The sequence below is a fragment of the Aeromonas molluscorum genome, assembly GCF_051376105.1.
GTDB lineage: Bacteria > Pseudomonadota > Gammaproteobacteria > Enterobacterales > Aeromonadaceae > Aeromonas > Aeromonas molluscorum.
The window spans coordinates 265,337-290,313 of record NZ_JBPQCY010000001.1 but is presented as its reverse complement, the minus strand read 5'-3'; the positions used below and the strand labels follow the sequence as shown (position 1 = coordinate 290,313).

The following is a 24,977-nucleotide window of genomic DNA, read 5'->3' as shown; positions in this document are numbered from 1 at the left end:
CTGTGTTGGAGTAAGCAACCGGTTACGCAACCGGTTGCGTGGTGAGTGGAAGGTAGGCGTTAATCGTTGATGGATCCAGTGATCAGTAACGAAAGTGTGAAAACGATCTCAATGGTGGGGGATTAGAGGTGAAAAAGCGGGTGCCCGCACGCAGGCTCCCGCGCTGGGGATCAGATGGCAAGCGCCTGCTGCACGGCGGAGCGGGCCAGCATTCGCTGGCTGTGTGCCGCCACCTTGGGAAATTCATCGATGGCCACGCCATCGCTCTTGAGCCAGCTGGCCACCACGAACAGATAGATATCGGCCAGGCTGAATTGCTCACCCAGTACCCAGGGGCCGACCAGATAGTGGTTTTCTATCTCGGCGAAGCCATCGCGCATGTTTTGCGGCATCTTGGCCTTCATGGCGGCGATGGCATGCTCGTCATCGGCCCAACGGCTGCCACGGCGCCCGTGGGCATGGGAGATGTGCAGGGTGGCGGCGAGGAAGAGGTTGATCTCCTGCATCCTGGCCAGCAGGAAAAAGTCCTCCAGTGGTGCCAGCTTCGCGGCTGGGAAGCGCTGCGCCACATAGAGCAGCAGGGCTGGGGTCTCGGTCAAGACACCATGCTCGGTGACCAGAGCCGGCACCCGCCCCTTGGGGTTGATGGCCAGATATTCTGGGCTGCGCTGCTCTCCGGCGGCGAGATCAAGCTGCTTGATCTGGTGTGGGGCACCGGCTTCCACCAGGGCGATGCGCACCGCCATGGCACAGGTGCCGGGGGCGAGATAGAGGGTCAGTTCAGACATAGCGGTTCTCCTTGGGTGAGAGTGTCGGGGCGCACACGGCAGGGGGCGGTGACAATCAAATGGGTCTTGGGCATGCTACCTCCATGCCGGGCAGGGGCCAAGTCTGCGCTGACGATCACCATTAATCTGGCTGATCGTCGAATGGTCGAAATGGGGATCCGCTCGGCCGTTGTTCTGTGAAATCAATGGCTTTATGAACGGCAGATAACAGGAAAAACGGCTACGCATGCCCGGTCAAATCGCTATAATGTGCCACCTTGGATCAGTGGTTTTCGATGTTGGATAGTCAATTGAGTAATAGAATGCGGATCGGCGGCTCTCTCGAGGAGTCCTTGAGCAAAGGGTATCGGCTCGATGTGAGGGCAATACTGCAAGAGAGTTGGCAACAGACCCGCAGCAACGGATTTGGCATGTTGCTGGCCATCATGGGCGTCATGGCAATCTGGATCCTGCTCAGCAATGTGCTGCTTGCCCCCTTGCTGCAGAGCGAGAAGGGCCTAGATAGCGCCATGTTCATCAGCTTGTTGATCACCATGGTGATGGCACCCATGAGTTCGGCCCTCGATATGCTGGGGCTGCAACAGGCGATCGGGGTACGGGCCCGTGCCAGCCAAGTGTTCGATTTCTTCCGCCACTTCCTGCGTTTAGGCCTGCTTAGCCTGCTTGGCAGCTTGCTGACCAGTCTGTTTGGCCCCCTGTTCGATCTGCTGGGTCTGCCGATGATACTGGCCTTTATCCCTTCTGCGCTGGTGGGCATGGGGTTGGTCTTTACCGTGCCGCTGGTGCTGGAGCGGGGCTTGAGCCCGGCCCAGGCGATACTGGTATCCCTCAAGGTATTTGCTCGCGGTTGGTCATCCCTGGTATTGCTCCACTGCATCATGCTGGGCCTCTGCCTGCTGGCCATGATCCCCATGGGATTGGGGCTTATCTGGGTAGCGCCTCTCTATTTCAACTGCAAAGGCATCCTCTACCGGGACTTGTGCGGCGTCGCGGTGGAAGTGAGCGAAACGCCAAGCCCGGCGGATCATTTCAATGCATAAGGACGTGATATGACACGGCTATTCAAGCACCTGATGATAGGGATGGCCTTGCTGCCAGCTCCGCTGCTGGCACAACCCCTGATCCTCGATTACGGCACCTTCTATGGCCATATGAAGACAGAGCAGAAGGCTGACTTTGGCGTGGCACGGCTTGGTTTCTATCTGCGGGACTCGGCGACGGGGCAACCCTGTCTGGCACAGTCGGTACGCATCCACAGCGACAACAGAGACAGGCCCGCCGAGGTGGCGACCGACGGCAGTCTGATACTGCCGTTTGACGAACAGGTGTATCTCGACAAGGGCAAGGTGCTGCTGGAGATGGCAGAACAGCATGAGCGTTGCGATCTCTCGGTGCAGGTGATGGCCAGTCTCAAACCAGACGATAAAGGGCGGGTTGCCCTGAGCGATATCGCGGCCGCCCAACGCGACATGCAGGCCCTGCTCGACAAGATGGCGGGCATGGTCGGCAAACACTTCCTGCCCGACGTTGCCGGTGTGCGGGTGTCGCTTGTCCCAGTCAGTGGGACCGCTTATCTGGACAAGGGGGCCGAGCACCTGGCACTGCCCTGGAAAGAGGGCGCCCTGCTGCTTGGCAATGCTCAGCTGGCGGCTTTCGAGGGGGGCACCCTGCAGCCCAATGGCGAGCTTGTCCGGCTCACCCCCTGGTTGCACAAGGGCTGAGGATGGCCCGATCCGAGTGAGAAGCGAGATCGAAAAAGGAGCGCCTGGCGCTCCTTTTTTACATGCTGATATTGGTGCTCTAGAGCCAGTGCCAAGAGGTGCGCTTAGCGCACCTCAATCACATCCAGCATATCCATCGAGTCGATGTTGAGCAGGGGCGCTGCAGGCAGCTCGGGGGGATCGAATGCCTTGTCACCACCATCTATGATACCGGAATCACGATTGATGCTCTTGAAATCGAACAGCTTGTGATCGAGCAGGTGACTCGGCACCACATCCTGGATGGCGGTAAACATGGTTTCGATACGGCCCGGGAAGCGGCGATCCCAATCCTGCATCATCTGCTTGATCGCCTTGCGTTGCAGGTTCTCTTGGGAGCCACAGAGGTTGCAAGGGATGATGGGGAACTCTTTGATCTCGGCATAGCGCGCCAGATCCTTCTCTTTGCAGTATGCAAGGGGACGGATCACCACGTTCTTGCCATCGTCGCTCACCAGCTTGGGCGGCATCGATTTGAGCTTGCCACCATAGAACATGTTGAGGAACAGGGTCTCGAGAATGTCATCTCGGTGATGGCCAAGAGCTATCTTGGTGCAACCCAGCTCCTGGGCTCGGCGATAGAGGATGCCGCGGCGCAGTCGTGAGCAGAGGGCGCAGGTGGTCTTGCCTTCGGGCACCTTCTCTTTGACGATGGCGTAGGTATCCTCCTCGACGACTTCAAAGGGAACTCCCAGCTCAGCCAGGTAGGCGGGCAGTATGTGCTCGGGGAAGCCTGGCTGCTTCTGATCCAGGTTGACGGCGATGAGGTCGAAATGGATGGGCGCACTGGCTTGCAGGCTCAGCAGTATGTCGAGCATACCGTAGCTGTCCTTGCCGCCAGAGAGGCAGACCATCACTTTGTCGCCCTCTTCAATCATGTTGAAGTCGGCGATGGCCTGACCTACGTTGCGCCGAAGGCGCTTTTGCAGCTTGTTGAAACTGTATTTATCTTTGGTGTTCAGCTCTTGCACCATGACCTCAAACCCGGGACAAAAATAAGCGGCTTATTATAGCCATGTCCCGGGGGAGGGCAAGGATGCGTTACGGTTGGCTTGACTTAGTCTCGACTGGGCATTGGTAGTCGGCCGGCTTGAGGATCAGGATGTCGCAGGGCAAGCGGTCTATCACCTGTTCGGCCGTATTGCCAAGCAGGGCGGCAGAGAGGCCGGTACGTCCGACACTGCCCATGATCATCAGGCTCGCTTTGAGCTCTTCGGCAAGGTCCGGCAATACCTCTTCGGGCAAGCCTTCGGCGACCTTGGTCCAGAGATGATTGATCTGATATTTGTCGGCATGGGCGATCAGCAGGGACTCATGATGTCTGCGGATCGCCTCGTTGTAGGCGTGGGGATCAAACTCGGGCAGCTCGATGGCAACATTGACAGGAGTGCCCGGGAAGGTATTGACCAGATAGAGACTGGCACCGAGCAGGTCGGCTACTCCCAGTCCCTCCTCCGTGATGCGATCGTTGAGATCCTGCTGCTCCTTGTCATCACTCGAACAGTTGATGGCGGCGATGATATTGCCACCCCGCTGCCAGAGCCCCTCTTTGACCAACAATACCGGGCAGGGACACTTACGCAGGAGATGCCAGTCTGTGGGGGTAAAGATGAAGGTCTGCAGGAAGTTGTGGTGATGGGTCGCTTTAACGACCAGATCATGTTTGCCGTTGAGGACTTCCTGAATGACCGACTCGAAGGGACGGCTGTGCCAGATGACCTTGACCTCACATTGCATGCCTTTGGCACGATAGGGGGTGAGGATTTCGTCCAGCCACTCCTGACGTTGACTGATGACGCCAGCGCGCATCTCGTCACGCTCCTCGCTCGAGAGCATGGCGGTCATCTCATACGAGAAGTCGTAGATGGTCAGTAACAGGGTCAGCTGTGCGTCTGTTTCCAGCTCGGCTACTTTGACTGCGCGCTCGAGTGCAATTTGGCGCTCTTGTTCCGGGTTGATAACTACCAGGATTTTTCGGTACTTGACCATGTGATCCTCCTTGGACAAAAGACCAATGATGACAGGCCTTTAGCTTTTATAGCTTAGCGTAGGAGAAGCAGTAATGACGTGGGCCGGATCAAATTATTGGGGGTCAACTTGATCCGGCGCAAGAGAAGCGTCTGTTATCAGGCGCAAGGTAGGCGAGGCGTGCCAGCCAGGGTAGCGAGGGCATTATGATCGAGCACGGTAATGTATTTGCCTTTGACCGCAATGAGCTCTGATTTCTGGAAGCGGCCCAGCAACCGGCTGATGGTTTCGACGGTCAACCCCAGATAATTGCCGATGTCGCCCCGGGTCATGGAGAGACGGAACTCCTTGGCGGAGAAGCCACGCTCGGAGTAGCGCTGGGAGAGATTGCTCAGGAAAGCCGCGAGGCGCTCCTCGGCATTCTTCTTGGAGAGCAGCAGTATCATTTCCTGATCTCCCATGATCTCGTTGCTCATCAATCTCATTATCTGCTGGCGCAGCTTGGGCATCTTGCCAGAAAGATCATCGAGCACATCGAACGGGATCTCGCACACCATGGCCGTTTCCAGTGCCTGGGCGAAAGAGGGGTGGATGTGCTTGTTGATGGCATCAAACCCGACCAGATCACCGGCGAGATGGAAGGCGGTGATCTGCTCATCCCCTTGCTCTGTAATGGTATAAGACTTGATGGTCCCGGAGCGGATGGCGTAGAGGGATTTGAGATCGTCGCCCGCCTTGAACAGCTCTTCGCCTTTCTGAATAGGCTTCTTGCGTTCAATGATGCTGTCGAGCTGATCCAGCTCGCTGTCATTGAGGCTGAAGGGAATACAGAGCTGGCTGATGCTGCAATCCTGGCAATGAATTGCACAGCCACCGCTCTGAATACGTCTGCCAGGTTTCTTGTCCGGGATCATAGGCTCATTTGAATAATTGATTTATATCAATCAAGTCTACCATCAACCCATCCGTTTTGGATAGGGTTTCAAAGGGATGCTACCCCGACCCAGAGGGTGTGCAGACCGTAGGCAATCAACAGCAAAGCGCCGGTAAGACGCAGGCTGCGCAGGGTGAGCCAATATCGCAACCTGTCCGCCAGACCGCCCAGGGCAAACAGGGTGGGCAGTGTGCCTATGCCGAAACAGAGCATGATGAGGGCCCCTTTGGTGGCAGAGCCAGCCGCCGCACTCCAGGTCAGCATGGAATAGACCAGGCCGCAAGGTAACCAACCCCAGATCATGCCAAAAGGCAGGGCCTGGAGCGGCTGGCGGAAAGGGAGGAACTTGCCTGCCAGTGGTCTGAGCCTGGGCCAGAGCCTGGCACCGAGTCGCTCGAGCAGCAATATCCCCTGCCACCAGCCAGCCAGATAAAGCCCCAGGGCTACCATGAGACCACCGGCGAACAACCGCAGATAGAGCAGAGCATGCTTGCCAGCCCCCAACTCCCCCGTGGTGGCGAGCAGACCGCCCACCAGGGCCCCGGCCATCACATAGCTGAGGATGCGACCCAGATTGTAATAGAGCAGATAGCTGAGCCGGCCTCTGAAGTGCTGCTGCGCTGGCGGAATCGCCATGGACAGCGCAGCCGAGACCCCACCGCACATGCCGATGCAGTGGCCTGCCCCCGCGAACCCGACCAGCAGAGCCCCCAGCAGATCAAGGTTGGTTGTCATCGGCTTGGCGCTTGTTGGTTGTGGTTGACGTGGTGTCGTCCTCATCAAACAGGATGTTGGAGCCCTGGCGATCGAGATCCTCGAACTGCTCCGAGCGTATGGCCCAGAAGAAGACGAACACGGCGATAACCACGAACAGGATGGCGATGGGGATCAGAATGAAGATGATGTTCATGGGGCAAGCCTTGCTATGGGAGTGGCCGGGGTCATGGTAAACGAGTTGTCAGCCAAGATCCTGCCTGATCTGAGCCGCTGCGTTGTGGTGCCGCCTCTGCACGGGGCCATCTCTTTTACCGGTTCAGGCGCATGGAGTTGGTGACCACAATGAGGGAGCTGAGCGACATGCCCGCCGCCGCCAGATAGGGGGGAAGCCAACCGCTTGCCGCCAGGGGCAAGACCAGCAGGTTGTAGCCGATGGACCAGGCGAAGTTCTCTTTGATGATCTTGCGGGTTCGCAGCGCAAGTTCCCTTGCCTCAAGCAGGCGAGAGAGATTGTCGCCAAGCAGTATGGCGTCGGCGCTGTTCTTGGCCAGATCCGTGCCTCCCGCCATGGCAAAGGAGGCGTGAGCCCCCGCCAGCACCGGCGCGTCATTGATGCCGTCTCCCACCATGATACTGATGTCACCCCTCGCTTCACACGCCTTGAGATAAGCCAGCTTGCCATCCGGAGTCATGCCCTTCACCAGCTCGTCTACCCCCAGGGTGCGGGCCACCTCATCGGCCTGCGCCGAACCATCACCGGTGAGTATGGTTGTCTTGAGTCCGGCGGCCTTGAAAGCCTGGATCAGGGCCAGGGCATCCGGGCGCAGGCTGTCTTCCAGCAAGAAACGGGCGAGAGGGCCCTTGTCATCGGCAAGATAGACGCTCAGGCCTGGCACCTCTTCATCCGGTGAAATACCAAGCCAGCGGGCGCTGCCGAGTCGATAGGGTTGCCCGGCAATGAGACCGGCGACGCCGTGGCCGATCACCGGCTGGATGTCGCGAGTGGCGAGCAGTACTTCTCCCGGGGCGCGAAAGGCGCGGGCGATGGGGTGTTCGGATTGGGACTCCAACGCCCGGGCAATGGCCAGACAGTGAGCCTCATCCTGATTGCCAAGCAGCTGGATGGCGGCGAGGCGCACTTCCCCGGTGGTGAGGGTGCCTGTCTTGTCCATCACCACCCGGTTGGCCCGGGTCAGGATATCGAGCACATGGCCGCGGCGCAGCAATATGCCGGTGCGGGTGAGATGGGCCGTGGCCGAGGTGAGCGCGGTCGGTGTAGCCAGCGACAAGGCGCAGGGGCAGGTGGCGACCAGGACCGCCAGAGCTATCCAGAACGCCTGCTCCGGCTGGTGGAAATGCCAGAATGTCCAGACCAGAGCCGCAATGATCAGCAACACCAGGATGAAGTGACGGGAGAGGGTGTCGGCCAGCTCGGCGATGGCAGGTTTGTCGCTGAGCGCCTCATCCTGCAGCCGCATTATCTGGGCGATACGAGACTGGGCGATGGGTTGATTGACCCGCACCAGCAGCGGGGCGTCGGTGTTGATGGTGCCAGCATAGACGGCGTCGCCACTCCCCTTGCACAGTGGTAACTGTTCCCCGGTCAGCATGGCCTCGTTCAGGTTCGCTTGTCCCTCGATGATGATGCCATCGGCGGGCAGGGTGGCACCGGCCAGTATCCGTACCCGATCCCCTACCTTGAGGGTCTTGGCGGCCACCTCATGGTCGCCCTGTTCATCGACCAGGGTGGCCATGATGGGAACCAGGCGAGCCAGGTTGGAGCTCGACTCCGAGGCCTTGCGCCTTGCCCGCAGCTCGAGAAAGCGTCCAAGCAGCAGGAAGAAGACAAACATGGTAATGGAGTCGTAATAGACCTCCCCCGTGTTGAAGACGGTGGCCCAGATGGAGGCGACGAAGGCACCTATCAGCGCCAGCGACACCGACACATCCATGGAGAGCTGGCCCTGACGCAGGCTGCGCCAGGCACCCAGGTAAAATGGCTGGGCCGAATAGATCATGATGGGGGTCGAGAGCAGGAGGCTGATCCACTTGAAATAGATCATGAACTCCTCTTCGACGCTGATGAAGAGGTCCATATAGAGGGCCACGGCGCACATCATCACCTGCATGGACCCCAAGCCCGCCAACCCCATCCGATAGAGGTAACTCTTCACCTCGCGGGCATAAAGGGCTTCTTGTTGATGGGTCTGGAAGGGGTAGGCGCGATAGCCTATCCGGGCAAAGCCCTTGAGAATGTCGCTCAGGGATAGCTGCACAGGATCCCACTTGATGCGTGCCCGGTGGGTGGTGCTGTTGACCACGATGTAACGCACCCCGGGCAGGGTATTAAGGTGGCGTTCGATGAGCCAGGCGCAGGCGGCGCAGCTGAGCCCCTCGACACTGAGCTGGATCTCCCGCAGCGTCCCCGTGTCAGTGACGAACTCCTGTTGCACCTCGGCCAGATCATAGTGGGCGAGGGCGGCCAGTTCGGCGGGGACCAGCTCCCCTTTGGCGCCAGGAGCGGTGCGGTGTTCGTAATAACTGGCGAGGCCGCACTCCATGATGGTCTGCGCCACGGCCTGGCAGCCCGGGCAGCACATAGGGCGGAGTATGCCTTTTATCTCAAAGGCATACTGGCTGTTGGCGGGTACCGGCTCGCCACAGTGAAAACAGCCGGTCATGACTAGCGTCCCTTGGGATCGAGTTCGACAGGTGCCGCCAGGGGGAAATGTACTGTCTCTTGCAAGCGCCACTCATGGTCGAAGGCATCGACCCGGATGTGCCACTTGCCGGTGAGGGGCTTGTCGAGGTGCAAGCGATAGATGCCCTTGGCATCGCTGGTGAGCAGATAGTCGCTGTCTCGACCCGCCAGGGTCGGGTGGAACAGAGCAAGACGCAGTGCCTGATTGGGAACCAGATCGCCACTCACTGGTGTGAGGGTCAGTTCTTTGTCCTGAAGGTTCAAGGCGATGTGGACGTTGAGCGCTTGGGCACGGTCAAACTTGCTCAAGTCCTGATTGATCTCCTTGCCCTGCTTGTAATAATCCTCCGCCACCAGATTAACTCCATCCTTGCTGGCAATGATGGCGGTGGCAATGCCGGCAACGACGACAGTGGCGGGGAGGGCGATGATGAACCAGGGCCAGAATTGGCGATACCAAGGTTGAGTCATAGTGCTACCGAAACCTATGATTAACAAAATAGAGGATTTTTAGCCAACACAAGATAACAAAAAGCCCCGAAGAGTCGAGGCTTTTTGCTGAGTAATCACGTGTTTATCACATGTTACTGCTGTTATTGCGCGCTTTGGCCAGTGTGGGACAAACCATACACATAAGAGGCAAGCAGCTGTACCTTGTCTTCGCCCAGGATGTCTTTCCAGGCTGGCATCACGCCGTGACGACCATGGGTGATGGTCTCCTCGACGACCTGACGGGAACCGCCATAGAGCCAGGTGGTGTTGGTGAGATCCGGGGCGCCGAAGGCGGTACCGCCCTTGGCATCCGGGCCATGGCAGGCGGCGCACACTGCAAAGCGTGCTTCACCTTTCTTGGCTTCCACCATATCGACCTTGCGACCGGACAGGTTCAGCACATAGGAGGCCACTTCCTTGACGCCATCCTTGCCGAGGATGTCACCCCAGGCCGCCATGATGCCCTGACGGCCATTCATGATGGTGGTCTTGATGTCGGACGGCTTGCCGCCCCACTGCCATTCGGCATCGGTCAGGTTCGGGAAGCCACGACCGCCGCGGGCATCCGAGCCATGACACTGGGCGCAGTTTTGCAAGAAGAGGCGTTGGCCAACCTTGCGAGCCTCAGGATCCATGGCTATCTCTTCGATGGCTTTATAGGTTTTGCCATCGGCTTGATAGGCCAGCTCCTTGAACTTGGCGCCATAGAGAGCATCAGCCTTGGCCAGCTCACGGTCATACTCGACCGCGTTGCCATTGCTCTTTGCCGCCTCAGTGGCGGCCTTGCCCTCGGCCAGGGAGCGGATGTCCTGGTGAGAGCTCTGCCAGCCCAGCAGGCCCTTCCAGTTACCCAGGCCCGGGAAGGCGAGCAGGTAGAGCAGACCAATCACTATCATGAAGAGGAACATGTAGGTCCACCATTTGGGCAGTGGATTGTTCAGCTCTTCGATGCCGTCGAAGGCGTGGCCCATAGGTTGGCCCTCTTCGACACCCATCTTGTCATTGCGACACCACATGAGCAGCAAGAAGCAGCCCACTATGGTACCCAGTGACACCAAGGTCACAAAAATGCTTAACAGAGTGCTCATTATTGCTTCGCTCCTGCGTTCTTGTTATCAGCACTGGGTTGCTCGTCGTCGGCAAAAACCAGGTTGGCAGCCTCTTCAAAGGAGGCTTTGCGGCGCTTGCTGTAAGCCCAGCCGATGATGCCGAACATCATCAGCATCAGCAGCAGGGTGTAGAGGCCGCGAAAGGTGCCGTAATCCATATCCATACTCCTTATTTCAGGGCATGGCCCAGTGATTGCAGATAGGCGACCAGGGCATCGAGCTCACTCTTGCCTTTCACCGCGTCCTTGGCACCTTCGATGTCTGCATCCGTGTAGGGCACACCGAAATGATCCCGGAACAGCGCCAATTTCTTGCCGGTCAGTTCACCGCTCAAGATATTGGTCTCAAGCCAGGGGAACGCGGGCATGTTGGACTCGGGAACCACGTCGCGCGGGTTGTTCAGGTGAGCGCGGTGCCAGTCATCGGAGTAACGACCACCGACTCGGGCCAGATCCGGACCGGTACGCTTGGAGCCCCACAGGAAGGGGTGCTCCCAGACGCTCTCTCCGGCAACCGAGTAGTGACCATAACGCTCGGTCTCGGCGCGGAAGGGGCGGATCATCTGGCTGTGACAGACGGTGCAACCTTCGCGGATGTAGATGTCGCGACCTTCCATCTGCAGGGCGGTGTAGGCCTTGAGGCCCTCCACCGGCTCATTGGTCTGCTTCTGGAAGAACAGCGGCGTAATCTCGACCAAGCCCCCCAGGCTGATGGCAAAGATGATGCCAATCACCAGCATGGGGACGCTTTTTTCAAAGATTTCGTGACGATTATTATTGCTCATGCTTTAACCCCTTCAGATCAGGCTGGCTGTGCGACGGGTTCGAGAGAACCCTTGGGCGCAGTGATGGTGCGATAGGCGTTATAGGCCATCAGCAACATACCGGTGACGAAGAAACAGCCACCCAGGAAGCGCACGAAGTAGAAGGGATAGGAAGCTTGCAATGCCTCCACGAAGCTGTAAGTCAGGGTGCCGTCATCGTTGACCGCACGCCACATCAGACCCTGCATCACACCGGAAATCCACATGGCGACGATGTAGAGCACAGTGCCGACGGTGGCCAGCCAGAAGTGGATGTTGATCAGACGCACGCTGTACATCCGCCCCTGGTCGAACAGGTTAGGGATCAGGTGGTAGACCGCACCGATGGAGATCATGGCAACCCAACCCAGGGCACCGGAGTGAACGTGACCTATGGTCCAGTCGGTGTAGTGGGAGAGGGCATTGACCGTCTTGATGGCCATCATGGGGCCTTCGAAGGTGGACATGCCGTAGAAGGAGAGGGAGACGATCAGGAAACGCAGAACAGGGTCATAGCGCAGTTTGTGCCATGCGCCGGAGAGGGTCATGATGCCGTTGATCATGCCGCCCCAGGAGGGAACGAACAGGATGAGGGACATCACCATCCCCAACGACTGTGCCCAGTCAGGCAGCGCCGTGTAGTGCAGGTGGTGCGGACCGGCCCAAATGTAGAGGGAGATCAGCGCCCAGAAATGCACGATGGAGAGGCGGTAGGAGTAGACCGGACGACCGGCCTGCTTTGGCACGAAGTAGTACATCATCCCCAGGAAGCCGGCGGTGAGCAGGAAGCCGACCGCGTTATGGCCATACCACCACTGCACCATGGCATCGGTGGCACCCGAGTAGACGGAGTAGGACTTCATTCCGCTGACCGGGATCTCCAGGTTGTTGACGATGTGCAGCACGGCCACCGTGATGATGAAGGCGCCGAAGAACCAGTTCGCCACATAGATGTGGGAGGTGGTGCGCTTCATCAGAGTACCAAAGAAGACAATGGCGTAAGAGACCCAGACCACGGCGATGGCGATGTCGATGGGCCACTCCAGCTCAGCGTACTCCTTCGAGCTGGTGTACCCCATGGGCAGGGAGATGGCAGCGGCGATGATGATGGCTTGCCAGCCCCAGAACACGAAGCCGACCAGCGGACCACCAAATAGTCGGGTCTGGCAGGTGCGCTGTGCCACATAGAAGGATGTCGCCATCAGCGCGCTGCAACCGAAGGCGAAGATAACCGCGTTGGTATGTAGGGGGCGAAGGCGGCTGTAGGTCAGCCAGGGGGTGTCGAAGTTGAGGGCAGGCCAGATAAGTTGGGCTGCAATCAGTACCCCTACCGACATGCCGACAATTCCCCAGACAATAGTCATGATGGTGAACTGACGGACAACCTTGTAGTTGTACTCAGGGTGGTTTGTTGTATGGCTCATCGTTGTATTCCGCTTCCGATGCTGCTGTTGTTTGATTTTTGTCCTGTGACAAGGACTGACAACTAAATTCATCAGCGACTGCCTTCCGGTTGTTAACGTCTGTTAACGAAAGGAAAAGCAAAAAGTAGCTAAATGAAAAATTCGATGGGAATGATACTGAACCAGCAGGTAAAATAACAGTATAAACAGTGATATATTTGGCTCCGCTCGGAGTCGTATCGTGCCGTTTTTACCATGAGTAAGATCACGAAAATGGCATTTTAAAGTTAGCTTACAAGGTTGTTTTTTAATGAAAGAGAGACTGACTTCACGCAAATTTGCTCATCTTCTTGTAGTGATGAGCATTTTGCTGGGTCTGATGGCCTATCGAACCTGGTTTGCTGCGGCGCCAGCGACGGCGGACAGCCAGAAAAATGATCAGATCTGTGATCTATCCCACAGCCCCTGCAGTGCCACTATTGCCGATTTGCCGTTAACAGTGTCACTTGCGAACTCCTCAATTCGACCGGAACATGACTTCCAGCTGCAAGTCAGCGGCGTGGCTCGAGGGTTGATGCCGACCAAGAGCTGGCTGGAGGGGCAGGAGATGTTCATGGGGCGTATCCCGGTATCGTTCAGCCAGCAGGGGGAAGGATTGTGGCAGGCCAGCACGCAGGTGGGGGCCTGTACCAGCCATCGCATGGTGTGGTTGCTTACCATTGAATGGAGCAATGGCCAGCGCCAGCAGATGGCGTTGTCGGTGACCCGTTAGAGGACAATCACCGTAAATTTAATTTGAATTTTTCAGGCAGGGCGGTACCTTGCTCTGATTATCAAGGGAATCAAGACCATTTCATCATGATTGAAAAACAAAACTTTTATCGACTGCTCAACTTGCAGGCCCAGGCACTGCTGGAAGGGGAGCCGGATCTTATTGCCAAGCTGGCCAACCTCAGCGCCTTGCTCAATCAGGAGCTGACCGAGATTAACTGGGTCGGTTTTTACCTGTTGCAAGGAGAGACCCTGGTGCTGGGTCCCTTCCAGGGCAAGCCCGCCTGCGTGCGGATCCCGGTGGGTCGTGGTGTCTGCGGCACTGCGGTGGCACAAGGCGAGACACAACTCATCGATGACGTTCATCAATTCGAAGGGCACATTGCCTGCGATGGGGCCAGTAATTCGGAGATTGTGATCCCGCTGCGCCGTGAGGGTGCCATCATCGGGGTATTGGATATTGACAGTCCTGTTTTCAATCGTTTTGACCAAATTGACCGGCTTGGGCTGGAAGAAACGGTCAAAATATTGGAACGCCTGCTGTAAGTTAAGTGCGAGATGGTTCGCAAAAGGTCCCAAGCTCTCTATAATGGGGCCTTTGTTGTGCCCGGGGTTGCCCGTGCGTTTATATGAAAGCCAAGGTTATACATGGAAAACACTGAAAAGCTGAAGAACAGTAAAGAGATCGTCGCCTACCTGGTCGAGAAATTCCCGGCCTGCTTCATCGCAGAAGGAGAGGCCAAGCCACTCAAGATTGGCATCTTCCAGGATCTGGCGGCGCGTCTTGCTGACGACGAGAGAGTCTCCAAGACCATGTTGCGCTCTGCTCTGCGTCAATACACTTCCAGCTGGCGTTACCTGCACGGCCTCAAAGCTGGCCAGGCTCGCGTCGATCTCGATGGTAACCCGGGCGAATTGCTGACCGAAGAGCATATCGAGCACGCCAAGCAAGCATTGAAAGAGAGCAAAGACAAAGTCTTCGCCAGTCGTCGTGCCAAAGATGACAAGAAAGAGCAAAAAGGCGAGGCCAACGCCGATGCCAAGCGCGAAGATAAACCCAAAAAGCCTCGTCGTCCTGCGCCGCGCAAGACCGAGACCGCGCCTGCTGCTGCCCCTAAGCAGTATCGTCAGGCCGAGGCGGGTGAGCTGAAAGTCGAGCAAACCGTCAATGTGGTACTGGGTAAGTCTCCTGTCCCGGCGACCATCAAGGAAATTACCAAGGATGATGTGCAGGTTCAGCTGCAGACCGGCATGATGCTGCGCGTCAAATTCGAGCATCTGGTTCTCTAAGGAGACAAATGTTGAAGCATGGCGTAATTCGTTTCTCCCTCGTCGCCTGTAGCCTGGCTATTGCCGGGCTTGCACAGGCCATCGAGCCGGTGCTCAAGGAAAGTGATTTGCCTGTGTTGGCTCAAGAGAGCCAACATGCTACGGCTAGCAAGCGAATTGCCAATTTGTTTACTCGCTCCCACTACAAGCAGTTCAAGCTGGATGATGCGTTCTCAGAAGTTGTCTTCGACAAATATCTCGAGAACCTGGATTTCAGCCGTAACCTGTTTTTGGCCTCTGACATTCGCCGGTTTGATAAATACCGTGACGGCTTCGATACCGATCTGGAGCGTGGCCGCCTGGCGCCCGCTTACGATATGTTCAATCTGGGTCAGCAGCGGCGCTATGAGCGGTTCGAATACGCCCTCAAACTGCTCGATACCCCCTTCGATTTCACCCAGAAAGATGAGTATGTCTTCGACAGGGAAGGGGCTCCTTGGCCCAAAGATGAAGCCGAGCTCAATGAGCTGTGGCGTCAGCGGGTCAAGTTCGATGCCTTGAGCCTCAAGCTCAGCGGCAAGGAGTGGCCCGAGATCAAGGAGTTGCTTGGCAAGCGTTACAACAACGCCATCAAGCGGATGTCCCAGACCGAGAGCGAGGACGTGTTCCAGCTGTTCATGAACTCCTTCTCCCGTGCCATCGAACCTCACACCAGTTATCTGTCCCCGCGCAACGCCGATCGCTTCAACACCGAGATGAACCTCTCGCTGGAAGGCATTGGTGCCGTGCTGCAGGCCGATGATGACTTCACCGTGATCCGCTCCCTGGTCCCGGGTGGCCCGGCGGCCAAATCCAACAACCTCAAGCCCGATGACAAAATCGTCGGCGTGGGTCAGGAAGATGGCAAGGTGGTGGATGTGATTGGCTGGCGTCTCGATGACGTAGTCGAACTCATCAAGGGGCCCAAGGGCAGCAAAGTGCGCCTCGAGATCCAGCGTGGCAAGGGGGCCAGCGTCAAGACCGAACAGGTCGAGCTGACCCGTGACAAGGTGCGTCTTGAGGACAGGGCTGCCAAGTCCAAGGTGATCAAGGCCGAAGGCAAGAAGATAGGGGTACTCGAGATCCCGAGCTTCTATGTCAACCTGCACGATGATGTCATCAAGGAGCTGGCCAGCCTCAACAAGCAGAAAATAGATGGCTTGGTGGTGGATCTGCGCAGCAACGGCGGTGGCGCCCTGACCGAAGCTTCGGCCCTGAGCGGTCTCTTCTTTGCCAGCGGACCCGTGGTGCAGATCCGTGATCACATGGGTCGCATCTCGGTCAATGGTGATGATGACGGTCAGATCTATTACGGTGGCCCCATGTCGGTGCTGATCGACAGATACAGTGCCTCGGCGTCCGAAATCTTTGCCGCTGCCATGCAAGATTACGGCCGCGCTCTGATCCTGGGGGAGAACTCCTTTGGCAAAGGCACTGTGCAACAGCATCGCAGCCTGGCCAAGGTGTATGACTTCTACGATCACCCACTGGGTCACGTGCAGTACACCATCGCCAAGTTCTATCGTATCGATGGCGGCAGCACCCAGAACAAGGGGGTGGCTCCGGACATCAGCTTCCCGACCCCGGTCACGCCGGAGGAGACGGGTGAGAGCCGTGAGTTCCATGCCCTGCCCTGGGACAAGATAGCCTCGGCCGACTACCAGAAGATAGGCAGCTTCACCAGTCTGCTGCCCAAGCTGGAAGCGGCACATCAGGCGCGGATCAAGACAGATCCGGAGTTCGCCTACGTGTTGCAGGACATCAAGGAGTATCGTGTCGAGAAGGACAAAAAATCCCTCTCCCTGAACGAAGCGGATCGCCGCGCCGAGCAGGACAAGCAAGATGCGCTGGCTTTGTCGCGGGCCAATGAGCGCCTGACTCGGATGGGCAAGCCTGCCATCAAGAGCCTGGACGATTTGCCCACCGATTTTGAAGCACCGGATGAGTTCTTGCTTGAGTCTGCCAATATCACGGCAGACCTGGTCAAACTGGCGCCAAAAAACGGGTAGTCACGAACAGTCATAACGAACAGGGCGACATCACAGTCGCCCTTTTTATTGCCGGAATGTAAACCATTTGACCGAAGGGGAGGCTTGTGACAGCCTCGTTACGCCCATAACAAGCGTGGAAGCACATAATAATGACCGATCATCATCAGGCCATGAAGGCCAAATATCGCCAGGATTATCAAGCACCTTTCTATTGGATCGACAGCATAGATCTCGACTTTCAGCTCGAAGAGCCCCTTTGTCGGGTGACGGCCATTTCCCGTATTCGCCGCAACGGCGAGCACAATGAAGTGCTGACACTGGATGGCGAAAATCTGCAGCTGGTGAGCATCAGCATCGACGGAGTCGCCTGCGAACAGTTTGAGTTGACCGACAACCAGTTGCGGCTCAGTAATTTGCCCGCCGAGTGCGTGCTGACCATAGTCACCGACCTAGATGCCGCCGCCAACACGGCGCTGGAAGGGCTCTACAAGTCCGGTGATGCCTACTGCACCCAGTGCGAGGCGGAGGGCTTTCGCCGCATTACCTATTATCTGGACAGGCCCGATATCCTGGCCCGTTACAGCACCCGCATCACGGCCGACAAGGCCAAGTACCCCTATCTGCTCTCCAACGGCAACAAGGTAGCGAGCGGCAATCTGGATGGTGGTCGCCACTTCGTGCAGTGGCAGGATCCCTTCCCCAAGCCCAGCTACCTGTTTGCCCTGGTTGCCGGTGACTTCGATGTACAGCGCGATCACTTCGTGACCATGAGCGGGCGCGATGTGGCCCTTGAGATCTTCGTCGACAAGGGCAATCTTGACCGCGCCGGTTTCGCCATGGAGAGCCTCATCAACTCCATGCGCTGGGACGAACAGCGTTTCGGTCTCGAGTACGACCTCGACATCTACATGATTGTCGCGGTGGACTTCTTCAACATGGGCGCCATGGAGAACAAGGGCCTCAACGTCTTCAATTCCAAGTTCGTGCTGGCCAATCCGCAGACCGCGACCGACAGCGACTATCACGGCATCGAGCGGGTGATAGGGCATGAATACTTCCACAACTGGACGGGTAACCGGGTCACCTGCCGCGACTGGTTCCAGCTCAGCCTCAAAGAGGGGCTGACGGTATTCCGGGATCAGGAGTTCTCCTCCGATCTGGGCTCTCGGGGCGTCAATCGCATCAATAACGTGCGCACCGTACGTGGACCCCAGTTTGCCGAGGATGCCGGCCCCATGGCCCACCCGATCCGCCCGGATGTGGTGATAGAGATGAACAACTTCTACACCCTGACCGTGTACGAGAAGGGCGCAGAAGTGATCCGCATGCTGCATACCTTGCTCGGTGAGGCGAACTTCCAGGCTGGGATGCGATGCTATTTCGAGCGCCACGATGGCTCGGCCGCCACCTGCGACGATTTCGTTCAGGCGATGGAAGATGCCTCCGGCATCGACTTGACCCGTTTCCGCCGTTGGTACAGCCAATCCGGTACCCCTGAACTCACTGTGACGGATGAGTACGATGCCGCCAGCGGCGTCTATCGCCTCCATGTGCGTCAGCACACGCCGCCGACTCAGGATCAGCCGCAAAAACTGCCGCTGCACATCCCCCTCGACATCGAGTTGTATGATGCCGAGGGTGCGGTGATCCCGCTGCAATATCAGGGCAAGGCCATCGGCAACGTGCTCGACGTGCTGGAAGCGGAACAGTGCTTCGTCTTTGACCATGTTGCTGCCAAACCCGTGGTCTCCCTGCTGCGGGACTTCTCCGCGCCGGTCAAGTTGCACTATGACTACAGCGACAGGGATCTTGCTTTCCTGATGCGCCATGCCCGCAACGAGTTTGCCCGCTGGGATGCCGCCCAGATGCTGATCAACAAGGCGGTGATCGCCAATGTGGCCGCTCATCAAAGGGGCCAAGAGGTGACGTTGTCAGCCGACTTGCTTGCCGCCTTCATTGCCATCCTGGACGAGGCCGAGCTGGATCCCGCCCTCAAGGCCGAGATCCTGGCTCTGCCGGGGGAAGCTACTCTGGCAGAGCTGTTCGAGGTGGCCGACATCGACGCCATTCATGCCGTGCGTGGCGCCATCGGCACGGCCCTGGCCCAGGCATTTGGCGATCGTCTGCTCGCCAGCTATCAGAGCCTGCTGCTCGATGGGTATCGGGTGGTGCATGACGACATGGCCAAGCGGGCCCTCAAGGGGGTGGTGCTGGGTTATTTGGCGCGTCTGGATGGCACGCTGACCGATCGGCTGGTACGCCAGCAGTATCAAGGGGCGGACAACATGACAGATACCCTGACCGCCTTGCAGATTGCCAACCAGCATCTGCTGCCTTGCCGGACCGCACTCTTGGCCGATTTCGAAGGCAAGTGGGCCAAAGATGGCCTGGTGCTGGATAACTGGCTGCGTCTAGTCGGTGCCAAGCCCGCCTCCGATGTACTGAGCGAGATCAAGCAGGCCATGGCCCATCCGACCTTCAGTATTCGTAACCCGAATAGATTGCGGGCGCTGATCGGCAGTTTTGCCATGGCGAATCAGGTGCAGTTCCATGCCAGAGATGGCGCGGGTTACCGTTTCCTGACCGACATATTGATTGAGCTCAACAGCATCAATCCCCAGGTGGCCTCGCGTCTCATCACCCCGCTTATCCAGTTCAAGCGACTGGATGAGGGACGCAAGAGTCTGATCCGCACCGAGCTGGCGCGGTTGCAGGCTTTGCCTGACCTGGCCCGTGATCTCTATGAGAAGGTGGCCAAGGCGCTGGCCCAGTAAGTCGTACCAAGAACAAGCGGGCCGGGCGGATGTCCGGCCCGCTTGTTTGCGGCAAGCCACCTTTTGCAGGGGCAGGCATGGTATTGAGCTGTGATCGAGGAGGATAGGGGAGTGAAACAATTTACCTTCAGGTTGAATCTGTCGCGCGATGAGATACTGCTGATGTATCAGGGTCATGCGAGACGCTTGGTCGTGCGCTCCGAACAGGGACTGACCCTGGAGTTGGGGCTGGATAAAATCCGTCCTTTCGTCGGCCTGGAAGGGGTTCGTGGTCGCTTTTTGCTCAAGACCCAGGACGATCATCGTTTTATCGGTCTGGAACGCATAAATTAACAAAAACCAAACACCAAACCGCGTAATTATCTGCTTTAAGTCACTAACTATCAGGTTAAAATGCATTTTGTCAGTGATATTTTCTGTTTTTTACGTCGCTGACAAAATATATGACAGCTTGAGCCGTGATCTGCCGCTAGTTTTTAACATTCCATTATCAGCTTTGCTCGCCTTCCTGGATCCGACCCATTACACTTCGCACAACTCTGTACCAGTGGGCATCCAGGGTGGATGTCTCTGTCGGTGATGTCGGTCCGATAAGGAATATAGCAATGGCATTGAAAGACGCCCCTACCTCAGTTCTGCTCGAAAACGTTCTCAACCTGATCCATCAAAAACTGCCTCAGAAGAGTGCCTCCCTGGTCGAGCGCTTCGTTGCCAAGTTCTATGGCAACATGGCGAGCGATGACCTGCATGATCGCAATGACAGCGACCTGTATGGCGCCGCCTTGAGCCTATGGAATGCCCTCAATCAACGGGACAGCACGGCGCCCTATATCCGGGTCTACAACCCGGAGCTGACCCGTCACGGCTGGCAGTCACCGCACACCATAGTCGAAGTCATCTTGCAGGATTCCCCCTTCCTGGTGGATTCCATCCGCATGACCCTCAAGCGTCTCAACATCACGGCGCACATGATGCTGCATCAACCGCTGCACCTCATACGCGGCAAGGACGGCAAGATAGAGGCCATTCTGGATCTGGAGCACACGGCGCAGCAGACGTCGGCCGAGACCGCCTTCCTCATCGAGATAGATCACCTGACCTCGGACGAACAGATGGCCGCCCTGGCCGCCGAACTCGATTCGGTTGCGGGGGAAGTGGCGCTGGCGGTGGGGGACTGGCAGCCTATGCTGGCGCGCCTCAACGAAATCATCGACGAGTTGCCGAGCCGCAACAGCCCGGTAAGCCAGGAAGAGGTGGGATCCACCGTTGCCTTCCTCAAGTGGGTCGCGGCCCATAACTTCACCCTGATGGGTTACCGCCGTTATGACGTCAAGGCGATAGAGGGGGATCACGAGATCCTGCCCCAATCCGACTCTAGCCTTGGCCTGATGAAGAACTCCATCAAGGATGAAGGCCAGCGCCTGGGCACCATGCCCGCCAGTGCCCGTCATGCCGCACTCTCCAACCACCTGCTGATCCTGACCAAGTCCAACAGCAAGTCCCGGGTCCATCGCCCGGCCTACGTGGATTACATCGGCATCAAGCGCTTTGACGAACATGGCAAGGTGATAGGTGAAGATCGCTTCATCGGTCTCTATGCCTCCTCCATCTACAACACCAGCGCCACCCAGATCCCGCTCATCAGCCATCGCCTCGAGCGCATCATGGCCGCCTCCGGCCACGAGAAGGGCTCCCACGCCTACAAGGCGCTGCTCAATGTGCTGGAAACCTATCCCCGCGATGAGCTGATCCAGGCCCGGGAAGAGGAGCTGCTTGCCACCGGGCAAGGGGTGCTGGCGATGCAGGAGCGCGACATGCTGCGCCTGTTCGTGCGCCGTGACGTCTATGGCCGTTTCTTCTCCTGCATGGTCTATGTCACCAAGGAGCGCTACAACACGGCCCTTCGCGTCAAGACCCAGCAGATACTGCAACAGCATTTTGGCAGCAGTGAAGAGGTGGAGTTCAACGTCTACTTCTCCGAAGGCGTGCTGGCCCGGACCCACTACATAGTCCGAGTGAACAATAACAACGTGGATGTGGATGTGAACCAAGTGCAGAACAACCTGATTGAAGCCGCCCGCAGCTGGGACGATCGCCTGGACTCCGTGTTGCTGGCCCATTATGGTGAAGCCCAGGGCAACGAGCTCAGCCGTCGCTTCAATGATGCCTTCCCCCGTGCTTACAAAGAAGATGTGCTGCCAGGCTCCGCCGTGGCCGACATCATCGCTCTGGACAATCTGAGCGAAGCAGAGCCGCTCGGCATGCTGTTCTACCGCGCTCAGGAAGAGGAGGACGATCGCCGGGTGCGCCTCAAGCTGTTCCACCGCACCGAACCCATTCACTTGTCAGATGTCTTGCCTATGCTGGAAAACATGGGGCTGAGAGTCATTGGCGAAACCCCGTATCAGGTCAAGACGCCCAATGGTGAGGTGTTCTGGATCCTCGACTTCTCCATGCTGCTGCGTGGCGATCAGCCCTTCAGTCTGGCCCAGAGCCAGCAGCGCTTCCAGCAGGCCTTCGCCAGCGTCTGGAACAAGAGCCTGGAAGATGACGGTTTCAACCGCCTGGTACTGGGCGCCAGCCTCACCGGCCGTCAGGTCTCTGTGCTGCGTGCTTATGCCAAGTACATGCGCCAGACCGGCGTCTCCTTCAGCCAGTCCTATATCGAAGAGACCCTGACCCGTTATCCCGAGCTGGCCCAGCTGCTGTTCTCCCTGTTCGAAGCTCGCCTCGACCCGGCATTGAACCAGAATGGTACTGCGCTGCAGAAGCTGCACGACACCTTGGCGGCCAAGCTGGATCTGGTGGCGAACCTGGATGATGACCGCATCATCCGCCGCTACATGGAGATGATTGAGGCGACCCTGCGCACCAACTATTACCAGCCGGACGCGCAAGGCAACATCAAGCCCTACATCTCCTTCAAGTTGGCGCCATCCGGTATCAGCGACATGCCGCAACCCTTGCCCAAGTTCGAGATCTTCGTCTACTCGCCACGGGTGGAAGGGGTGCATCTGCGCTGGGGCAAGGTAGCCCGGGGCGGGTTGCGCTGGTCCGATCGCAAGGAAGATTTCCGCACCGAAGTGCTGGGTCTGGTCAAGGCGCAGCAGGTGAAGAACACCGTCATTGTGCCAGTTGGCGCCAAGGGGGGCTTCTACTGCAAACAGATGCCGGTTGGTGCCGCACGCGCCGTCATCCAGGAAGAGGGCAAGGCCTGCTATCGCCTGTTTATCCGCGGCCTGCTCGATGTCACCGACAACATCATCCAGGGTGAGGTGATCCCGCCCAAACAGGTGGTACGCCACGACGAGGATGATTACTACCTGGTGGTCGCTGCCGACAAGGGCACCGCCACCTTCTCCGACATCGCCAACGAGATCAGTCACGAATATGGTCACTGGCTCGGGGATGCGTTCGCCTCCGGCGGTTCGGTCGGTTATGACCACAAGAAGATGGGCATCACGGCGCGCGGCGCCTGGGAGTCGGTCAAGCGTCACTTCCGTGAGCTTGAGATCAACTGCCAGACCACCGATTTCACCTGCGTAGGCATAGGCGACATGGCCGGCGACGTGTTTGGCAACGGCATGCTGCTCTCCGAGCACACTCTGCTGGTCGGCGCCTTCAACCACATGCACATTTTCATCGACCCGACCCCGGATGCGGCCAGCACCTTCGCCGAGCGCAAGCGTCTGTTCGAGCTGCCGGGTTCTAGCTGGGACGACTACAACCGCGACCTCATCTCTCAGGGGGGCGGCATCTTCCTGCGCTCGGCCAAGTCCATCAAGCTGAGCCCGCAGATCCAGACCCTGCTTGGCACCGACAAGGTCAGCATGGCCCCGAACGAGTTGATCAAGGCACTGCTCTGCCTGAACGTAGATCTGCTCTGGAACGGCGGTATTGGCACCTACGTCAAGAGCCACAAGGAGAGCGATGGTGAGGTGGGTGATCGCAGCAATGACGCCCTGCGCGTCAATGGTCGCGACCTGCGTGCCCGTATCGTGGGTGAGGGGGGCAACCTTGGCTTCACCCAGCTGGGCCGTATCGAATACGCCAGCCAGGGCGGTCACATCAACACCGATTTCACCGACAACGTGGGCGGGGTGGATTGCTCCGACAACGAGGTCAACATCAAGATACTGCTCAACCAGCTGGTCGCAGCGGGGGATATGACCCTCAAGCAGCGCAACCAGATGCTCTATGAGATGACGGATGCCGTGGCAGAGATAGTGCTGACCAACGCCTATCGTCAATCCCAGTCCATCTCGGTTACCAGTTTCCGCGCGGCGGATCAGGTGAAAGAGCAACAGCGTTTCATTCAAGGTTTGGAGCGCGAAGGCAAGCTGGACAGGGCGCTGGAGTTCCTGCCCTCCGATGAGGAGTTGTCCGAACGGATGGCGGCAGGGCAGGGGCTGACCCGTCCCGAGCTGGCCGTGCTGGTGGCTTACGGCAAGATGGTGCTCAAAGAGCAGCTAAACTGCCCCGAGATCACCGACGAGCCCTTCTTGGCGCGGATGCTGGTCACCAGCTTCCCCGAGCAGTTGCAGCAGCGCTTTGGCGAGGCCCTGGCCCAGCATCCCCTGCGCGGCGAGATCATCGCCACGCGGGTGGCCAACATGCTGGTCAACGACATGGGACTCAACTTTGCGACCCGGATGAAGGACGAGACCGGTGCCTCCGTGGCCGAAGTGGCAGCCTGCTTCGCCATGGCCCGCGAGGTGTTCGGTTTCGATCCCCTGTGGCGCGACATCGAATCCCTGGACAACCAGGTGAGTGCCGAGACTCAGCTCGAGTTGATGTTTGCCAGTCGCCGCATTGTGCGCCGTGCCACCCGCTGGTTCCTGCGTGCCCGCAATCGCAGTTGGAGCATCAGCGAAAACATCGCCTTCTTCCGTCCCGCCTTCGAGACCCTGAGCGAGCACCTCTACGAGGTGATGGAGGAGAGCGAAGTGGCCGAGCACCGTCACGCTGTCGAGGTCTTGGTGGCCAAGCAGGTCCCCGAACATATCGCTCGCCAGGTCGCCCACATGAGCAGCCTCTTCTCTGCGCTGGATCTGGCTCAGATTGCGGCGGATCAGCACAGCGACATTCTGCGGGTAGCCAATGTCTACTACCGACTCGGTGCCAAACTGGACCTGCACTGGTTCCTCGACCAGGTCAACCATCAGCCGGTTGGCAACCATTGGCAGGCGATGGCCAGAGCCTCCTTCCGCGAGGATTTGGACTGGCAGCAACGCAGCCTCACTTCCGTCGTATTGGAAGGGTGCAAAGATCAGGGAGAATGCGATACCATACTGGCCAGCTGGATTGCGGAGCATGAGCAACTCTTGTCCCGTTGGACCCATATGCTGGCCGACTTCAAGACCACCAGCACTCACGAGTTCGCCAAGTTCTCGGTGGCCTTGCGGGAGTTGAACCTGCTCCAGTTGAATTGCCGAGCATCGGCATAACCATGAAAGCCC

General features: G+C 58.0%; 21 protein-coding genes. 9 read left to right on the top strand and 12 right to left on the bottom strand.

The window, feature by feature from the left end; translation table 11 throughout:
* Nucleotides 1–170: 170 nt before the first annotated feature.
* A complete protein-coding gene (locus tag ACSMDR_RS01260) occupies nt 171–788 on the bottom strand; it encodes a glutathione S-transferase family protein (protein ID WP_436466752.1) in 618 nt (205 codons plus the stop codon).
* 302 nt (nt 789–1,090) lie between these two features.
* On the opposite strand from ACSMDR_RS01260, the gene ACSMDR_RS01255 reads away from it, so the two are divergent.
* Both ACSMDR_RS01255 and ACSMDR_RS01250 read left to right on the top strand, forming a co-directional pair.
* On the top strand, nt 1,091–1,828 hold the full coding sequence (locus ACSMDR_RS01255; RefSeq protein WP_436468168.1) for a DUF2189 domain-containing protein: 738 nt from the start codon (nt 1,091–1,093) through the stop codon (nt 1,826–1,828).
* 9 nt (nt 1,829–1,837) lie between these two features.
* Nucleotides 1,838–2,509, top strand: a complete 672-nt coding sequence (locus ACSMDR_RS01250; protein WP_436466751.1) for a DUF2987 domain-containing protein — start codon at nt 1,838–1,840, stop codon at nt 2,507–2,509.
* A gap of 104 nt (nt 2,510–2,613) precedes the next feature.
* Here ACSMDR_RS01250 and ttcA read toward each other — a convergent pair whose 3' ends face one another.
* From ttcA to ccoN, 11 genes are all read right to left on the bottom strand, one after another.
* Nucleotides 2,614–3,522 carry a tRNA 2-thiocytidine(32) synthetase TtcA gene (ttcA, locus tag ACSMDR_RS01245; RefSeq protein WP_005907294.1) on the bottom strand — a complete coding sequence of 303 codons (909 nt, stop codon included), beginning with the start codon at nt 3,520–3,522 and terminating at the stop codon, nt 2,614–2,616.
* 67 nt (nt 3,523–3,589) lie between these two features.
* Entirely contained in the window at nt 3,590–4,537 is a 948-nt protein-coding gene (gene uspE, locus ACSMDR_RS01240; RefSeq protein WP_436466750.1) for a universal stress protein UspE, read from the bottom strand.
* 137 nt (nt 4,538–4,674) lie between these two features.
* Entirely contained in the window at nt 4,675–5,430 is a 756-nt protein-coding gene (fnr, locus tag ACSMDR_RS01235) for a fumarate/nitrate reduction transcriptional regulator Fnr (RefSeq protein WP_436466749.1), read from the bottom strand.
* A 68-nt stretch (nt 5,431–5,498) separates the two neighbouring features.
* Nucleotides 5,499–6,185, bottom strand: a complete 687-nt coding sequence (locus ACSMDR_RS01230) for a sulfite exporter TauE/SafE family protein (protein WP_436466748.1) — start codon at nt 6,183–6,185, stop codon at nt 5,499–5,501.
* Nucleotides 6,169–6,360 (bottom strand): cbb3-type cytochrome oxidase assembly protein CcoS, encoded by a 192-nt coding sequence (gene ccoS / locus ACSMDR_RS01225; protein ID WP_436466747.1) that lies wholly within the window; start codon nt 6,358–6,360, stop codon nt 6,169–6,171. The genes ACSMDR_RS01230 and ccoS overlap by 17 nt, the downstream gene beginning before the upstream one ends.
* 115 nt (nt 6,361–6,475) lie before the next feature.
* The gene (locus ACSMDR_RS01220) at nt 6,476–8,848 is read right to left on the bottom strand and encodes a heavy metal translocating P-type ATPase (protein WP_436466746.1); all 2,373 of its coding nucleotides are present in this window, start codon (nt 8,846–8,848) and stop codon (nt 6,476–6,478) included.
* A 2-nt stretch (nt 8,849–8,850) separates the two neighbouring features.
* Entirely contained in the window at nt 8,851–9,339 is a 489-nt protein-coding gene (locus tag ACSMDR_RS01215; RefSeq protein ID WP_005912341.1) for a FixH family protein, read from the bottom strand.
* A gap of 122 nt (nt 9,340–9,461) precedes the next feature.
* Nucleotides 9,462–10,448 (bottom strand): cytochrome-c oxidase, cbb3-type subunit III, encoded by a 987-nt coding sequence (gene ccoP, locus ACSMDR_RS01210; protein WP_436466745.1) that lies wholly within the window; start codon nt 10,446–10,448, stop codon nt 9,462–9,464.
* Nucleotides 10,448–10,627: a cbb3-type cytochrome oxidase subunit 3 gene (locus tag ACSMDR_RS01205; RefSeq protein WP_005907941.1), complete on the bottom strand. Its 180-nt coding sequence runs from the start codon at nt 10,625–10,627 to the stop codon at nt 10,448–10,450. The genes ccoP and ACSMDR_RS01205 overlap by 1 nt, the downstream gene beginning before the upstream one ends.
* Nucleotides 10,628–10,638: 11 nt before the next feature.
* Nucleotides 10,639–11,253, bottom strand: a complete 615-nt coding sequence (gene ccoO, locus ACSMDR_RS01200; RefSeq protein WP_005907940.1) for a cytochrome-c oxidase, cbb3-type subunit II — start codon at nt 11,251–11,253, stop codon at nt 10,639–10,641.
* 17 nt (nt 11,254–11,270) lie between these two features.
* Entirely contained in the window at nt 11,271–12,695 is a 1,425-nt protein-coding gene (ccoN, locus tag ACSMDR_RS01195) for a cytochrome-c oxidase, cbb3-type subunit I (protein WP_005907939.1), read from the bottom strand.
* Between the two features lie 289 nt (nt 12,696–12,984).
* Between ccoN and ACSMDR_RS01190 the strand changes: the two genes are divergently transcribed.
* The 7 genes from ACSMDR_RS01190 (at nt 12,985) to ACSMDR_RS01160 (ending at nt 24,965) form a co-directional block, all read left to right on the top strand.
* A complete protein-coding gene (locus tag ACSMDR_RS01190; RefSeq protein ID WP_436466744.1) occupies nt 12,985–13,446 on the top strand; it encodes a hypothetical protein in 462 nt (153 codons plus the stop codon).
* 86 nt (nt 13,447–13,532) lie between these two features.
* Nucleotides 13,533–13,991 (top strand): GAF domain-containing protein, encoded by a 459-nt coding sequence (locus ACSMDR_RS01185; RefSeq protein WP_005907936.1) that lies wholly within the window; start codon nt 13,533–13,535, stop codon nt 13,989–13,991.
* A gap of 102 nt (nt 13,992–14,093) precedes the next feature.
* Nucleotides 14,094–14,735: an RNA chaperone ProQ gene (proQ, locus tag ACSMDR_RS01180; protein ID WP_005907935.1), complete on the top strand. Its 642-nt coding sequence runs from the start codon at nt 14,094–14,096 to the stop codon at nt 14,733–14,735.
* A gap of 8 nt (nt 14,736–14,743) precedes the next feature.
* Nucleotides 14,744–16,762, top strand: a complete 2,019-nt coding sequence (gene prc / locus ACSMDR_RS01175; protein WP_436466743.1) for a carboxy terminal-processing peptidase — start codon at nt 14,744–14,746, stop codon at nt 16,760–16,762.
* 131 nt (nt 16,763–16,893) lie between these two features.
* A complete protein-coding gene (gene pepN, locus ACSMDR_RS01170; RefSeq protein WP_436466742.1) occupies nt 16,894–19,518 on the top strand; it encodes an aminopeptidase N in 2,625 nt (874 codons plus the stop codon).
* Between the two features lie 111 nt (nt 19,519–19,629).
* Nucleotides 19,630–19,851: a DUF2835 family protein gene (locus ACSMDR_RS01165; protein WP_436466741.1), complete on the top strand. Its 222-nt coding sequence runs from the start codon at nt 19,630–19,632 to the stop codon at nt 19,849–19,851.
* A gap of 272 nt (nt 19,852–20,123) precedes the next feature.
* Entirely contained in the window at nt 20,124–24,965 is a 4,842-nt protein-coding gene (locus ACSMDR_RS01160; RefSeq protein WP_436466740.1) for an NAD-glutamate dehydrogenase, read from the top strand.
* The last annotated feature ends 12 nt before the right edge of the window (nt 24,966–24,977 follow it).